Genomic DNA, 14,874 nt, shown 5'->3' with positions numbered 1-14,874 from the left:
CCCCCCCCCAGCTCCAGCACCGTATAAAGGCCAGAAAGAGAGTCACCTGATTGCACTCCAGTACTGCGGTATGAAAATCCACGACCTACTTACCAAACACGCGTGACATTTAAGGCAGCGCCAAAGCGTGCCTTTGGATTACCATGCGCGTCCCCAGACGTCACTCACAGCCTGATAGGGCACTCCTCCACATTGGTTTCACTCACTCAACAGGCGATAGGGTCTGCACTTTAGAGAACTGCAACCCTCACAACTAACACGCAATGGCTCCCGCCGCCCCATCAGCCAGCAACCTATCGCCGGTCATCCTCCTGAGGCATCGCACAAACGTCGTCGAACAGCGCTAGCTTCGCCTCGTCCAGAACCGCATAGGTCCGGTGACCACATCGGCTACCGATGCGATCTCCCTAGCGTCCCGTCTTGATCTTGTAAACCTCCAAGGTGTAGCCCCTGACATTCAGGAACAGGTTGCCCTTGGCTGGAACCCGCCACTTGCGGTCCAGCCACCTTGATCAGCGGATGAATCGATACCGTAGCCAACCTTCACATCAACGTGGTCTATCGCCGCCGCTCCTCTTCCCCGCGCAGACACAGCCAACCCGGTAGAGCGCGTCAACATCGGCGTATATCATGACGTGGACGCCCCAGATCTTCTTGTTTCCATCCATCAGGCAAGTCTCATCACTGGCTTCGTCGGCACCGCATAGATCGACCACATCCATGCACATCGACCCTGTGAGACACCACAGCCACATCGCATCGGCTCCTACTCATCTGCCTACCCCTTCGAAGCTCGCCCAACACCGTGACCTGCCGCGCAACACACTGTTTGACACAGTGATCAAACATCACAAACTGACATATCACATAGATTTCCCTGCGATCCTCCGCGCTACGCGCGCCGCCTTGAACCTCACCCAGAAACAACTTGCCAAGCGCCTAGGCGTCTGCTTCACCACGGTCAACCGCTGGGAAAGTGGCGGCAACACACCTCAGCATGCAGCGCATGCAAACCACCCTTGCTCTAGCGCAGGAAGCGGGGGTCCAAGGGACCGAAAGCCCCCCGCCAGCCGAAGCCGCCGCACAAGTGACGCGGCGGCGCACGGGGCGAGCGGCGACGGCCACGCCCACAACCAAACCGATGGAGCAGATGCTGTGGGATGCCGCCTGCTCGATCCGCGGCGAGAAGGACGCAGCTAAGTTCAAGGATTACCTGCTGCCCTTACTCTTCCTGAAGCGGCTGTCCGATGTTTTCGACGACAAAATCACACGGCTCGCCGAGGAATACGGCGATTGTGCCACCGCCCTGGAAATTGCCGAATCGGACCACTCACTGCTGCGGTTCTACCTGCCCCCGCAGGCTCGGTGGACGGTGATCAGCGGGCGTAAGTCGTTCAACTGGCCGCTGGATGAAGACGACCGTCCAACCGCGCCACGCGACATCGGCGAGCACCTCACTAAAGCCGTCCGTGCAGTGATCAAACAGAACCCGACACTCTCCGATGTAATCGACATCGTGGACTTCGCCGTCGAACGTAACAGCGAAGGCGACATCAATCCGGCCAAGCTGCGCGGCGTGGTCGAAACATTCTCCGACCTGCGCTACCACCTCGGACTCGCCCACGTACACCCTGATTTCCTCGGCCGCGCCTACGCATACCTACTACGCAAATTCGCCGAAGGTTCCGGACAGAGTGCCGGCGAGTTCTTCACCCCAACCAAGGTGGGCTTTTTGATGGCACACATCCTGCGCCCCAAGTCAGGCGACGCCTGTCACGACTATGCGTGCGACTCAGGCGGGTTACTCATCAAACTGCAGATCGTCTGCCCACGAACTTGACCCCACCAGCCGCGTCCCAGTGAAGTTGTCCGGCCAGGAACTCCAGGCAGACAACTACGCCATCGCGCAAATGAACGCAATCATCCACGATATGGAGGCCGAACTCGCCCGCGGCGACACCATGATCAACCCAAAGTTTCGCGCAGCCAACGGCAAAATCCCCAGCCACGACATCGTGGTGGCCAACCCGATGTGGAACCAGCCCTTTACGGCGGACCTATTCGCCAACGACCTTTTGACCGCTTCCGCACGGCAGGCGGCATCACCAGCGGCAAGAGAGACTGGGCATGGTTGCAGCACACCTTGGCGTGCCTGTACGACCACGGCCGCGCAGCGGTGGTACTTGACACCGGCGCGGTGACACGCGGCTCCGGCTCCAAGAACGAAGACAAGGAGCGCAGCATTCGCAAGTGGTTCGTGGATCAAGACCTGATCGACGGCGTCATCCTGCTGCCTGAGAACTTGTTCTACAACACCACAGCAGCGGGCGTAATCGTGGTGCTCAACAAACGCAAACCGGCGGCGCGAAAGGACAAGATCGTCCTGCTCAACGCCAGCCGCCGATACAAAAAGGGCAAACCCAAGAACTACATGCCTGAGGAGGACGTGCGGTCTTTAGCGGCGCTCTACCTCAAGGGCGAACCCGTCGCCGGGGAGCTGGCGGTTATCACCCAGCAACAAGCCGAAGAGGCAGACTACAACCTGAGTCCGGAGCGATGGGTGAGGCAGTCAGAGGACACCGATCATCGAAGCAGCGGTGACTTAGTTCGTCTTGCAAATGACCTGACAAAGAACGCAGATAACCTCTGGCATGAGCTTGAGCCGCTGCTTTGCCGCATTGCTTCGCAGGCAGAGGCGTCATGAAAAGCGTGCCGCTTAACGACACGTCGAACTTCGAGCTGATCAGCAGTCTTTGGATAAGGAACACGTGGACCCTTGAAGTCAGCCAGAGTCCTACGTAGCACGAACTTCGCAGGCGATGGGCTGCTCGACTTCGATGATGTGGTGGAGCTGGAGGTCGAGGATCGACACGTTGCCTCGCGGCAACTTCAACCCGGGGACATCATCATCGAACGCCCCGGTGGCGGCCCAAAGCAGCCCATCGGTAAAGCCGCACTCTTCGTCCCCTTCGACGATCACACCTACTTCTCCAGCAACTTCACAACAACGATTCGCATCCGAGATCGATCGCTATTCGACCCTGGCTACGTCGCCCTCTATTTGCACGCACTCTACCTTGATGAAGCTACTGAAACCCTCCAACGCGCAACAACGGGTATTCGCAATCTGGACTGGCGTGAGTACCTCCGAATCGAAGTGCCCGCGCATCCTCTGCAGGAACAACAGTCCCTCGCGCGCCTTATCATTGGCGTACGCACCGCCTATCGGCACGAACAGCACCTCTGTCAAACACTCATGGCACTGAAGCGCTCAGCGCTTAGCAGCATCTTCACACGCGGCCTGCACGGCGAAGCACAGAAGGACACCGAGATCGGGCCGATGCCGGAAAGCTGAGGGTTAGAACCCATCGCGGCACACTTCTCGGTTGTATCTGGTGGCACCCCATCTCGTGGCGACCCTGCCTATTGGACTGGCGGCAGCATCCCTTGGATCAAAACTACCGAGGTGGCGTACTGTCAGATTACGGAGACAAAGGAGCACATCACACCCAAAGGACTTCAAGACCCTGCGGCCAAGTTGCTACCGAAGGGAACCCTTTTGATGGCTATGTACGGCCAAGGCGTTACTCGAGGCAAAGTCGCGATTCTTGGTATCGAAGCCGCATGCAATCAGGCATGCGCGGCTATGGTTCCGATCAACAACCTAGTTCATACACGATACCTCTATCACTTTCTTACTTGACTTGGCGCTACGAGGATATTCGATCACTCGCCCACGGCGGGCAGCAACAGAACCTCAATTTGGAGATGGTTCGTGACCTTCTATTCGCAACACCTCCCTCGCACGCCGAGCAGGACGAGATTGTCTCAATCATTGACGCCATCGACCGCAAGATCGACCTGCACCGTCGCAAGCGCCATGTCCTTGAGGACATGTCCAAATCCCTGCTCCACAAACTGATGACCGGGGAAATTTCTGTATCGGATCTGGATCTGTCGGCACTGTCCCCAGCCTCGACGCAACACGAGGGGATCACCGCATGAGCACACTCAAAATCAGCGAAGCCGGGACCGTGCAGTTCCCCATGGTGAAACACGCGGTGGAGATCGGCTGGACATCAATCACGCCGGAGGATGCGCGCACCAAGCGCGGCGGCGAAGCCGGTACCTTCTTCCGTGACGTGCTGGAAGCCAAGCTCGCAGCGTTCAACCCCTGGATGTCTGCCGACACCATGCGCTCCGTGGTGGAAACCTTGGACGCACTGCCGGCCACCATTGAAGGCAACCGCAAGTTGCTGGCCTGGCTGCGCGGCGAACATCAGTGGTACGACGCCTCCGCAAAGCGCCACCGACCGGTGACACTCATCGACTTCACACACGTGGCGGACAACCTGTTTCATGTGACCTGGGAATGGAAGATCAAACCACCCGCACGCAAGGGCAACCGCGCCGATGTCATGTTCCTCATCAACGGCGTACCGGTGATGATCGTCGAACACAAAAACCCGAAGGACGGCGACGCCATTGAGCGTGCCATCAAGCAACTGCGTCGCTACACGCTGGAAACACCCGAGCTGCTGGCGACAGCCCAGCTATTCAACGTCACGCACCTACTCGACTACTGGTACGGCGTCACCTGGAATGCGAACCGGCGCTCTATGGCACGCTGGAAACAGGCACCAGAAGAAACCTACCGCTTCGCAGTACAGTCCTTCTTCCAACCCACCGAATTCCTGCGCACGTTGCAGCACTGGATTTTGTTCTACGTAGAGGACGGCAAGATGCGCAAGTCGGTGCTGCACCAGCACCAGCGGCGCGCCATCGACGTGATTCTGGAACGCTGCGCAGACCCTGCCAAGACACGCGGCCTAATCTGGCACACCCAGGGCTTGGGCAAGACCTTCACTCTGCTGACCGCTGCACGGTTGATCTTGGAAAACAAGGCACGCTTCGCCAATGCAACGGTGATTCTCGTTGTAGACCGCACGGAGCTGGAAGGCCAGTTGAAAGGATGGGTGGAATGCCTGCTGGGCGAGATGCAGCAGCAAGACATCACGGTCAAACGGGCCAACAATAAGGCCAAACTGCAGTCCCTGTGAGATGCTGACTTTCGCGGCCTGATCATCTCAATGATCCACAAGTTCGAGGCCGTCCGCAAAGACAGGTGCCTGCGCGACAACGTGTACGTGTTTATTGATGAGGCGGACCGCTCGGTAGCCAAGGACCTTGGCATCTACCTGATGGCGGCTGTTCCCAAGGCCACGATCATCGGCTTCACCGGCACATCTATCGCGCACACCTCACAAGGGGAAAGCACGTTCAAGATCTTCGGCACGCAGGATGCGCTGGGTTACCTGGACAAGTACTCCATTGCTGAGAGCATCGCCGACCAGACCACGCTACCGATCAAATACATGATGGCACCGGGTGAGATGACGGTGCCTGCCGAACGGCTGGACAAGGAGTTTTTTGCGCTGGCCGAGAGCGAAGGCGTGAGTGATGTCGAGGAATTGAACAAGATACTGGACCGCGCGGTAGGGCTACGCACCTTCTTGACGGCAGATGACCGCATCGAAAAGGTGTCGGCTTTCATCGCGGCACACTTCAAGGAGAATGTGCTGCCACTGGGTTACAAGGCCTTCGTGGTTGCGGTGAACCGCAAGGCGTGCGCCAAGTACAAGAAGGCACTGGACACGCTGCTACCGCCCGAGTGGACTGCAGCGGTCTACACCGAGAACGCCGCTGACGTGGTGGATCGTCCGCTGGTGGCCGGGTTGCAGCTCTCCAAGGAGGCCGAGAAGCAAGTGCACAAAGACTTCAAGAAAAACACCGAAGACCCGAAAATTCTGATTGTCACCGACAAGCTGCTCACGGGCTACGATGCGCCATTGCTGTACTGCTTGTACCTGGATAAGCCGATGCGCGACCACATTTTGCTGCAGTCGGTTGCGCGAGCGAACCGGCCTTACGTGGATGCCAACGGGATGCAGAAGCGTGTCGGCCTGGTGGTCGACGTTGTCGGCGTGCTGCGTGCCCTTAAGAAAGCGCTGCAGTTCGACTCCAGCGACGTCAGCGGTGCAATTGAGGATCTCGACATGCTGCTGGAGGATTTCCTGAAGCGTATTGCACAGGCCAAGCAGGACTACCTAAAGCCGGATGCTGGTGGCACGCCGGACGAGCGGTTGGAGCGCCTGGTGTTCGGCCGCTTCTTGACGCCCGAGGCGCGTAAAACCTTCTTCGAAAACTACAAAGAGATCAAGGCCCTGTGGGAAATTCTTTCGCCCGATCCCGCGCTATGTGACCACATCACGACCTATAAGCAGCTCAGTCAGCTGTACGCCACTGTGCGCAACGCCTACGCCTCAAAGGTTGGATTTGTGGCTGACTTGGCCTACAAAACACGCCGCCTTATTGAGCAAAACGCCGAACAACACGGTCTTGGACGCCTGACCAAGAGTGTGACCTTCGACATGGCAACACTCACCTCACTGCGTGACGAAGTTGGGTCCGAGGAGGGCAAGGTATACAACCTGGTGCGCGATCTGCAGCGCGAAATTGACGAAAACCCCGCCACGGCCCCGGTGCTACAGCCACTGAAGGATTGCGCCGATCGCATCATCAAGAATCTGGAGGAGCGCAAGACGACCGGTCTGGCCGCGATGGACCAGCTCGCAGCACTGGCTGCCGAGAAAGACGCGGCAATGCAGGCGGCACGCAACAGTGGTTTGTCACCTCGCGCCTTCGCCATTGCCTGGGTGCTGCGCGAAGACGCAGCCATCAAAGCGCTGGGTATCGACGCCATGACGCTGGCCAAGGATGCCGAAGCGTTGCTGGGACGCTACCGCAACGCCCTGATGAACGCCGACGAACAACGGAGGCTGCGCGTGCCTCGCTGTACACGCCCCTCCTTGCTCTTGGGCAGGACGAGCGGGCGCGTGTCGTCGACCTCGTTGTACGGCTGTTGTTGGCGGAGGGCCGCGAATGAAATCGTCGCAATATCCGGCACAAGACTTGAAACGTCGTGTGCTGTCCTGGGCGGTCAAGCTCAAGGTGAATCCTCGTGCCGTTCGGGTCCAGGACATGCGCAAAAAATGGGGCTCGTGCTCTTCAACGGGCACCATCACGTTAGCGAGCGACCTCCTCGACCAAGAGCAGCGTTTTCAGGACTACGTCATCGTCCATGAGCTGCTTCACCTACGCTTGGCAACTCACGGGCGCATGTTCAAGGCACTGATGAGTGCATATGTTCCCGGTTGGCACGCAATGGAAGGTACGGGGCAACACCGCTTTGCCGAAAGTACAGATCGACAAGAAGCAGGGTGTGATGCAGGAGGAATAGATGAGCATACCGTCCGCCATCGCACGCGTAAGAAAGGCAATTCAGCAACGCAACACGGCACGGTGGCAGTACACGTAGAGAACTCGGTATCGGCTTGAAAATGGGGCCTCCGACACCGCAGCCGTGCTGGCTCTTCCTGTTTGCGTGAGCGTCTGTGAGCGTCTCTCTGGCACCCCCTCTCCAGTCCGCATCTGAGGCACACGATGCGACAGACCAGGCGATCAAGGGGCTGCACGATCTAGTTCTCAACACTGGGAGCGCGCTCATAGGCGCTGCCGCTATTGTGAGGCGATCTGTCCTAGTCGTTCGCGTTGTGTCGCGGAGCCTGGAAATGAAAACGCCCAACTGAGAACAGTTGGGCGTTGAATTTTGGTGGCCGGGGAGGGAATCGAACCCCCGACACGGGGATTTTCAGTCCCCTGCTCTACCGACTGAGCTACCCGGCCCTTCACACCGCATCGTTTCGCTGCATGTGTAAGGTGCGGCGACTATACCCACCCAGGCACAGGTAGATCAAGTTTTACGCGCCGCGCGAACATAACCAGCAACAAACCCCGCAGAGGAACAACAGGTACGCAGGCAACTGCATGTTGATGTGTGATGCACTCAGCGATCACGCTGACCAGGAGTCACCATAAAGCAACGCGATAAGCCCATCAGATGCAGAGGAATACGTCGCACTGCATGAGGTCACTGCTATCACCGATGCATCCTAGGTTGTCGTGGCTGTTGATGAGCTGCGGCCAAAACAAGTCTGCTTACCTCATCAAGCCCCCGAGCCGGAGCTGGCAAACTCCTGGCCGGGGGCGATGACACCACGTCCTATTGACGATCACGCGACCGCAGTGTGATCCACATCCAGATACTCCTGGATCTGATCAAAGTTCATGTAACGGTATATCTCCGTACGTTGAGTATCGATCACACCAATGTCTGCCATGTATTCATCCTTGGTCGGAATTTTTCCCAAGCGGGAGCAGATAGCGGCTAATTCTGCCGAACCCAGATACACGTTGGTATTACGACCCAAGCGATTAGGGAAGTTACGGGTGGAGGTAGAAAATACCGTCGCCCCCTCACGCGCCTGCGCTTGATTGCCCATGCACAGGGAGCAGCCTGGCATCTCCATACGCGCCCCAGCATTGCCAAAGGTGCCATAGTGGCCTTCCTTGGTCAGCTCCGATGCGTCCATTTTGGTCGGGGGAGCCACCCATAGCCGAGTTGGGATATCACGTTTGCCTTCCAACAGCTTGGCCGCAGCGCGGAAGTGGCCAATATTGGTCATGCATGAACCGATAAAGACCTCGTCAATTTTCGCGCCCGCAATTTCAGACAAGGTTTTCACGTCATCTGGGTCATTCGGGCAGGCCACAATAGGTTCATGAATATCAGCCAGGTCGATCTCAATGACCGCAGCGTACTCAACGTCGGTATCCGGTTCGATCAGTTGCGGATCAGCCAGCCATGCTTCCATCTTCTTAATCCGGCGCGCCAAGGAACGGGCATCGGCATAGCCTTCGGCAATCATCCACTTCAACAGGGTGATATTGCTATTGAGATACTCAATGATCGGCTCTTTATTCAAACGGACGGTGCAGCCCGCCGCTGAACGTTCCGCCGAAGCATCAGACAGCTCGAATGCCTGTTCTACCTTCAAATTGGGCAGCCCTTCAATTTCGAGAATCCGACCAGAGAAAATGTTTTTCTTGCCCTGTTTGGCAACAGTCAACAAGCCTTGTTTGATGGCGTACAGCGGAATCGCATTCACCAGATCACGTAGCGTCACCCCCGGTTGCATGTGACCTTTGAAGCGCACCAAGACGGATTCGGGCATATCCAACGGCATCACTCCGGTCGCCGCAGCGAAAGCAACCAAGCCAGACCCCGCAGGAAACGAAATACCAATCGGGAAACGGGTATGCGAATCACCGCCAGTACCGACGGTATCAGGCAACAGCATGCGATTGAGCCAACTATGAATCACACCATCACCAGGACGTAGGGAGACGCCGCCGCGGGTGGAAATGAATTCCGGCAAGGTGTGGTGAGTTTTTACATCCACCGGTTTCGGGTAGGCCGCGGTGTGGCAGAACGACTGCATCACCAAGTCAGCGGAGAATCCCAAGCAGGCCAAATCTTTCAATTCGTCACGCGTCATGGGACCGGTCGTATCCTGTGAACCGACTGATGTCATTTTTGGTTCGCAGTATGTCCCCGGGCGCATGCCCTGCTGCTTGCCATTTACTTCGGGGAGGCCACAAGCGCGGCCCACGATCTTCTGCGCCAACGAAAATCCGCGGCCAGTTTCCGGTGGATTGACGGGCAAACGGAATAGGGAAGTGGGTTCCAGCTTTAAGGCCTCACGCGCCTTGGAGGTCAGGCCACGGCCAATGATGAGCGGGATACGACCACCAGCGCGCACCTCATCCAACAACACGTCCGATTTCAACGAAAATTCAGCAATCACTGCGCCGTTCTTCCGTGCTTTTCCTTCATACGGATACAACTCAATCACGTCGCCATGTTCCATCTTCGATACATCAAGCTCAATCGGCAGCGCACCAGCATCTTCCATCGTGTTGTAGAAAATCGGCGCGATCTTCGAGCCTAAACACACACCTCCGAAACGTTTGTTCGGAATGTATGGAATGTCCTTGCCCGTCCACCACAGCACCGAGTTAGTTGCGGACTTCCGGCTGGAGCCTGTACCGACAACATCACCGACATAGGCAACGAGATGCCCTTTCTCCTTCAACGACAACATCTCTTGAATTGGCCCCCGTTTGCCATCTTCTTCGGGTACAAACGGTGCTCCCTCACGCTTGTTCTTCAGCATTGCTAACGCATGCATCGGAATATCCGGCCGGGTTGTCGCATCCGGTGCCGGCGACAAATCATCGGTATTGGTTTCACCGGGGACTTTGAACACGGTGACGGTCAGGCAATGCGGCACTTCCGGCTTGCTGGTGAACCACTCAGCCGCCGCCCAGCTTTCAAGGACTGCGCGTGCGTTGCCATTGCCCTGCTCTGCTTTCTCCTGCACGTCATGGAACGCATCAAACACCAGTAAGGTGTGCTTCAACCCTTCGGCCGCAACCTGACCTAATGCGGCATGATCAAGCAAATCAATCAACGGTTGGATGTTATAGCCCCCGAGCATCGTCGCTAATAATTCGGTGGCGCGCTGTGGCGTGAGCAACGGCGTGACTTCTGTTCCAAAGGCAACCGCGGCCAAATAGGAGGCTTTGACTTTAGCCGCATCATCTACGCCACCTGGCACACGGTGGGTGATGAGATCCAGGAGAAAATCTTCTTCACCCACTGGTGGGGTTTTAAACAATTCAATGACATCTGCCGTCTGCTGCGCACTCAGCGGCAATGGTGGAATGCCAAGCGCAGCGCGCTCAGCAACGTGATGGCGATAGGCTTCCAACATGGGTAACTCTCCGCATAAATAATTTAGGATGGACAACGTATGGATGGAGGCGCTCATGCGCCCGGCACGATGAGTTTCATACCTTTAAAATAGTCACGATAAAACGCATCGTTCCAGGTCATCAGGCCGTCGCACTGCAACAACGCATGGGCACCAACTAGAAAATATTTCATGTCACTTTCGGTGGCATTACGTTGACGATAGCGGCGGTACATCTCGCCAGCACGCAACGCCGATTTAGCTTCTAATGGATCGAAGTGTACCCCCATCTCCTCAAGCACTCCCAGCACCTCAGCGCCGCCGCGTAACACAGCACTCATCTCGGCCAACACCACATCACACACCACAACCCGGCCACTGACTAGACATTGGCGCAACGCAGCTTCAACTGCATCGGCCTGTGGCCGATCAGTGAGCAATTCAACCAGAACGGGGAAATCGACTGCAATCACCGTCTCATTGCTTGTCCGTCTTCGTCTCGATGGCACTGCAACCGAAATCGTCCAGGATAAATCTGCCGCGGGCACGCGCGATTGCATCATCCACACTCTTACGTAGGATGATACGTCCCCCCTCCAATTCAACCTTCAACACGGTGCCCTTGGTCAAACCCAGTGCATCGCGCACTCTCTTAGGCAGCGTAATTTGCCCACGTTCGGCAACAGTCGCATCCATTGATGATTGCCTCTATGAGTATGCGTTCATTATACATATTTTTTTTGACATACCAGAATGCATGCAGACATCAAGTATTCCGGGTCATACGTGAGCATAAACATTCGCAGTGACATCAGTGACACATCCCAAGGTGTACTCTTGAGGTATACCTAAGGTATGCCTCAAGCACTACAACCGCCCATCAGGATCCATCAGGGACACTGTAAGCCGATAATGTGAAGCGGCACTGCCACTGCAAGCCATCCAAACGTAAGGAATCACCCACTATGCGCGATTCATTCTCCACCCATCGTCAATTACACGTCGGGAACCAGTCTTACCACTATTACAGCCTTACGAAACTGGGTGAGCACTTCGACATATCGCACCTTCCCTACTCAATGAAGATCTTGCTGGAGAATCTGCTCCGGCATGAAGACGGCGGCGTCACCGTCAGCACCGCGCATATTGAGGCAGTGGCCAAATGGAATCCCAAAGCCGAGCCGGACACCGAAATTGCATTCATGCCAGCCCGTGTGTTGCTACAGGACTTCACCGGAGTTCCCTGCTTAGTCGACTTGGCAGCCATGCGTGACGCAGCCATCAGACTCGGCGGCACCGCAGAGCAGATCAACCCACACATCCCATCAGAACTTGTCATTGACCACTCCGTACAGGTTGACGTTTTTGGCAAACCGGAGGCACTAGAACACAACGGCAACATTGAGTTCCAACGCAACAAAGAACGTTACGGCTTCCTACGCTGGGGCCAAAAAGCATTCAACAACTTCAAGGTTGTACCGCCGAATACCGGCATCGTCCACCAAGTCAACTTAGAACACCTTGCTCGCGTGGTCATGACGACCGAAAAAGAGGGCGCCACCTGGGCCTATCCAGACACCGTGTTCGGTACCGACAGCCATACCACGATGATTAACGGAATCGGCGTACTCGGCTGGGGCGTCGGTGGTATCGAAGCCGAAGCGGCAATGCTGGGTCAGCCCTCTTCGATGCTGATCCCCCAGGTGGTCGGCTTCAAACTCACTGGCACACTCCCCGAGGGCGCCACAGCCACTGATCTGGTGCTGACTGTCACCCAGATGCTACGGAAACACGGTGTGGTCGGCAAATTCGTTGAGTTCTACGGCGATGGCCTAGCACATCTGCCACTGGCTGATCGCGCCACCATCGGAAACATGGCACCGGAATATGGTGCCACCTGCGGCATCTTCCCGATCGACACAGAATCATTGAATTACCTACGCCTGTCAGGACGCAGCGAATCGCAAATCGCACTGGTCCAAGCCTACGCAAAAGCACAGGGGCTGTGGTATGCGCCCAACACCCCGCCTCCCAGTTACAGCACCACGCTGGAACTGAACATGGACGACATCAAACCATCGTTGGCCGGTCCCAAACGTCCCCAAGACCGTGTGCTACTGCAAGACATGCAAAACAACTACCGCGAACACGTTCGCGCACTGACCGCACATCGCACCACCAAAGCCAACGATCACGACACACACCCCATCAAGGGACAAGTTGACCTCGATATCAACGGACAAACACTGCAACTCAAGGATGGCGCCGTCGTCATTGCAGCCATCACTTCCTGCACCAACACCTCTAATCCGGCGGTGATGTTCGGCGCTGGCCTGCTGGCACGCAATGCCGTTGCCAAGGGACTGCAACGCCAACCCTGGGTCAAAACCTCGCTTGCCCCTGGTTCGCGTGTTGTCACGGACTACCTGGAGAAAGCCGGCCTGCTCAACGATCTGGAGACACTCGGGTTCTACGTGGTTGGCTACGGCTGCACTACCTGCATCGGGAATTCTGGGCCACTGCCCCCAGAAGTGAGCGCAGGCATCGCCAAGGGCGACTTGGTAGCCGCCGCGGTACTGTCGGGAAACCGTAACTTTGAAGGGCGCATCCATCCAGAAGTCAAAATGAACTATCTCGCCAGTCCAGCACTGGTCGTTGCCTATGCCATCGCAGGCACGGTCAATAGTGATCTGACCTCCGAGCCATTGGGCAATGGCAACGACGGACAGCCGGTTTACCTGCGCGACATTTGGCCAAGCAACAAACAGATTGGAGATGCCATCGCCGCCACAATCGGTCCGGAGATGTTCCAACAGAACTACGCCGACGTGTTTAAAGGTGACACCCGCTGGAACACCATCGCCTCACCAAACGGAGCGTTGTACGCCTGGGACGCCCACTCAACTTACATCAAAAATCCCCCATATTTCGATGGGATGACGATGCAAACAGAGCCTGTCAAGGACGTTCGCGGCGCGCGCGTGCTTGGCCTGTTTGCTGATTCGATCACCACCGACCACATCTCCCCAGCCGGCAACATCAAACAGGATTCTCCCGCCGGACGCTTCCTGCAAGAACATGGCGTACAGCCTACCGACTTCAACAGCTACGGCAGCCGCCGTGGGCATGACGATGTCATGGTACGCGGCACCTTCGCCAACATCCGCCTCAAAAACCTCATGCTCAACGGCGAAGAAGGTGGGAACACATGGTATCGCCCCAAAGCCGGTGGGCCACCGGAGAAGATGTCGATCTATGACGCCGCGATGAAGTACAACACAGACGGCGTCCCGCTGGTGGTAATCGCTGGAAAGGAGTACGGCACTGGCTCCTCACGCGACTGGGCAGCCAAGGGAACCAAACTCCTTGGAATTAAAGCCGTCATTGCCGAGAGTTTCGAGCGTATCCACCGCTCCAACCTCGTCGGCATGGGCGTACTGCCACTGCAATTTCTCGACGGCCAGAACGCACAGACACTGGGTCTGGATGGATCGGAAATGTTCGATGTGACCGGTTTGGAGGGCACTATCAGCAAACATGCCACCGTGAGTGCAAAACAATCTGATGGCAGCATCAAACAGTTTCAAGTCAAGGTCCTACTGCTCACCCCGAAGGAAGTGGACTACTTCACACATGGTGGACTGCTCCAGTATGTGCTGCGCCATCTGATCAACACTGGCAAGCCTGCTTAATCCGGAAATCAACATTGCAACAGCGACGCCCCACCTTTCCGTGCCTGCCTTCTTGTCTGAAGCAAGACGTTCGCAAATACCGACAAAGCGGACGGTGGCGGCAATCGCTCTAGTACAAGAACTCTTTGGAGGTCTCCACCCAACACACCTGTTATCCGGCAATACCCTCTGCCCTGGGGACCCCACTAGAAAAACGCAATATCCAGTCAACATTGTCAACCGTGAAGTATCAGCACCTATAGCCTCCCTGGTCGAACAACCCAACTCAAGAATATCCAAATAATGTCAATATTCGGCTTAAATAGAGCGCATGTCTTATCACATGATTTAAAGATGAGCATATTGATTTTGAACGTGCATTCACTGATAGACACGTTGAATAAATGCATCGTATAGAGAGCAGCAGCTCGGAACAATCAAGAACAACACACCTGCAAAAACACCGTATACATACGGAAAATCTTCCT

The 14,874-nt window shown here is 56.4% G+C and carries 13 protein-coding genes, 1 tRNA gene and 2 pseudogenes; 11 read left to right on the top strand and 5 right to left on the bottom strand.

The genetic code is table 11. The annotated features are described in order from the left end of the window. Positions 1 to 548 precede the first annotated feature (548 nt). Positions 549 to 722: a hypothetical protein gene (locus F7G16_RS01260; protein ID WP_225621717.1), complete on the bottom strand. Its 174-nt coding sequence runs from the start codon at positions 720 to 722 to the stop codon at positions 549 to 551. Here F7G16_RS01260 and F7G16_RS12005 point away from each other — a divergent pair. The 10 genes and pseudogenes from F7G16_RS12005 to F7G16_RS12050 all read left to right on the top strand — a co-directional run bounded on the left by F7G16_RS12005 (position 721) and on the right by F7G16_RS12050 (position 7,398). Next, positions 721 to 1,200, top strand: coding sequence for a helix-turn-helix domain-containing protein (locus tag F7G16_RS12005; protein ID WP_004087951.1), 480 nt, complete (start codon positions 721 to 723; stop codon positions 1,198 to 1,200). The two genes, F7G16_RS01260 and F7G16_RS12005, sit on opposite strands and share 2 nt — an antisense overlap. Next, on the top strand, positions 1,142 to 1,840 hold the full coding sequence (locus tag F7G16_RS12475; RefSeq protein WP_256626238.1) for a type I restriction-modification system subunit M N-terminal domain-containing protein: 699 nt from the start codon (positions 1,142 to 1,144) through the stop codon (positions 1,838 to 1,840). Before F7G16_RS12005 ends, F7G16_RS12475 begins: the two co-directional genes overlap by 59 nt. After that, positions 1,782 to 2,201 carry an N-6 DNA methylase gene (locus F7G16_RS12470; RefSeq protein ID WP_306308735.1) on the top strand — a complete coding sequence of 140 codons (420 nt, stop codon included), beginning with the start codon at positions 1,782 to 1,784 and terminating at the stop codon, positions 2,199 to 2,201. The genes F7G16_RS12475 and F7G16_RS12470 overlap by 59 nt, the downstream gene beginning before the upstream one ends. Then, on the top strand, positions 2,132 to 2,704 hold the full coding sequence (locus F7G16_RS12465) for an SAM-dependent methyltransferase (protein ID WP_260473178.1): 573 nt from the start codon (positions 2,132 to 2,134) through the stop codon (positions 2,702 to 2,704). Before F7G16_RS12470 ends, F7G16_RS12465 begins: the two co-directional genes overlap by 70 nt. Before the next feature lie 72 nt (positions 2,705 to 2,776). Next, positions 2,777 to 3,355 carry a restriction endonuclease subunit S domain-containing protein gene (locus tag F7G16_RS01250; protein ID WP_004087956.1) on the top strand — a complete coding sequence of 193 codons (579 nt, stop codon included), beginning with the start codon at positions 2,777 to 2,779 and terminating at the stop codon, positions 3,353 to 3,355. A 12-nt stretch (positions 3,356 to 3,367) separates the two neighbouring features. Then, positions 3,368 to 3,703, top strand: a complete 336-nt coding sequence (locus F7G16_RS12680) for a restriction endonuclease subunit S (protein WP_080502610.1) — start codon at positions 3,368 to 3,370, stop codon at positions 3,701 to 3,703. Further along, positions 3,637 to 4,005 carry a restriction endonuclease subunit S gene (locus F7G16_RS01240; RefSeq protein WP_186449624.1) on the top strand — a complete coding sequence of 123 codons (369 nt, stop codon included), beginning with the start codon at positions 3,637 to 3,639 and terminating at the stop codon, positions 4,003 to 4,005. The genes F7G16_RS12680 and F7G16_RS01240 overlap by 67 nt, the downstream gene beginning before the upstream one ends. After that, positions 4,002 to 5,912, top strand: a pseudogene (locus F7G16_RS11990) (type I restriction endonuclease subunit R); the annotation flags it as partial. The gene F7G16_RS01240 and the pseudogene F7G16_RS11990, both read left to right, overlap by 4 nt. A gap of 1,030 nt (positions 5,913 to 6,942) precedes the next feature. Continuing rightward, positions 6,943 to 7,167 (top strand): annotated as a pseudogene (locus F7G16_RS12055) (M48 metallopeptidase family protein); the annotation flags it as partial. A gap of 27 nt (positions 7,168 to 7,194) precedes the next feature. Next, positions 7,195 to 7,398, top strand: a complete 204-nt coding sequence (locus F7G16_RS12050; RefSeq protein ID WP_228762630.1) for a hypothetical protein — start codon at positions 7,195 to 7,197, stop codon at positions 7,396 to 7,398. Positions 7,399 to 7,670: 272 nt separating this feature from the next. Here F7G16_RS12050 and F7G16_RS01225 read toward each other — a convergent pair. The 4 genes from F7G16_RS01225 to F7G16_RS01210 form a co-directional block, all read right to left on the bottom strand. Then, positions 7,671 to 7,746 (bottom strand) — tRNA-Phe (locus F7G16_RS01225). A 386-nt stretch (positions 7,747 to 8,132) separates the two neighbouring features. After that, entirely contained in the window at positions 8,133 to 10,736 is a 2,604-nt protein-coding gene (acnB, locus tag F7G16_RS01220) for a bifunctional aconitate hydratase 2/2-methylisocitrate dehydratase (protein ID WP_004087965.1), read from the bottom strand. Positions 10,737 to 10,789: 53 nt separating this feature from the next. Next, positions 10,790 to 11,188, bottom strand: coding sequence for a type II toxin-antitoxin system VapC family toxin (locus F7G16_RS01215; RefSeq protein ID WP_011097555.1), 399 nt, complete (start codon positions 11,186 to 11,188; stop codon positions 10,790 to 10,792). Positions 11,189 to 11,192: 4 nt separating this feature from the next. Beyond that, on the bottom strand, positions 11,193 to 11,411 hold the full coding sequence (locus F7G16_RS01210; RefSeq protein WP_004087969.1) for an AbrB/MazE/SpoVT family DNA-binding domain-containing protein: 219 nt from the start codon (positions 11,409 to 11,411) through the stop codon (positions 11,193 to 11,195). Between the two features lie 269 nt (positions 11,412 to 11,680). Here F7G16_RS01210 and acnA point away from each other — a divergent pair, with 269 nt between their 5' ends. Beyond that, positions 11,681 to 14,407, top strand: a complete 2,727-nt coding sequence (gene acnA, locus F7G16_RS01205; protein WP_038232757.1) for an aconitate hydratase AcnA — start codon at positions 11,681 to 11,683, stop codon at positions 14,405 to 14,407. Positions 14,408 to 14,874: the final 467 nt, after the last annotated feature.

This window comes from Xylella fastidiosa (genome assembly GCF_011801475.1).
Lineage (GTDB): Bacteria > Pseudomonadota > Gammaproteobacteria > Xanthomonadales > Xanthomonadaceae > Xylella > Xylella fastidiosa.
The sequence above is the reverse complement of the archived record's forward strand: the minus strand, read 5'-3'. Positions and strand labels throughout refer to the sequence as shown.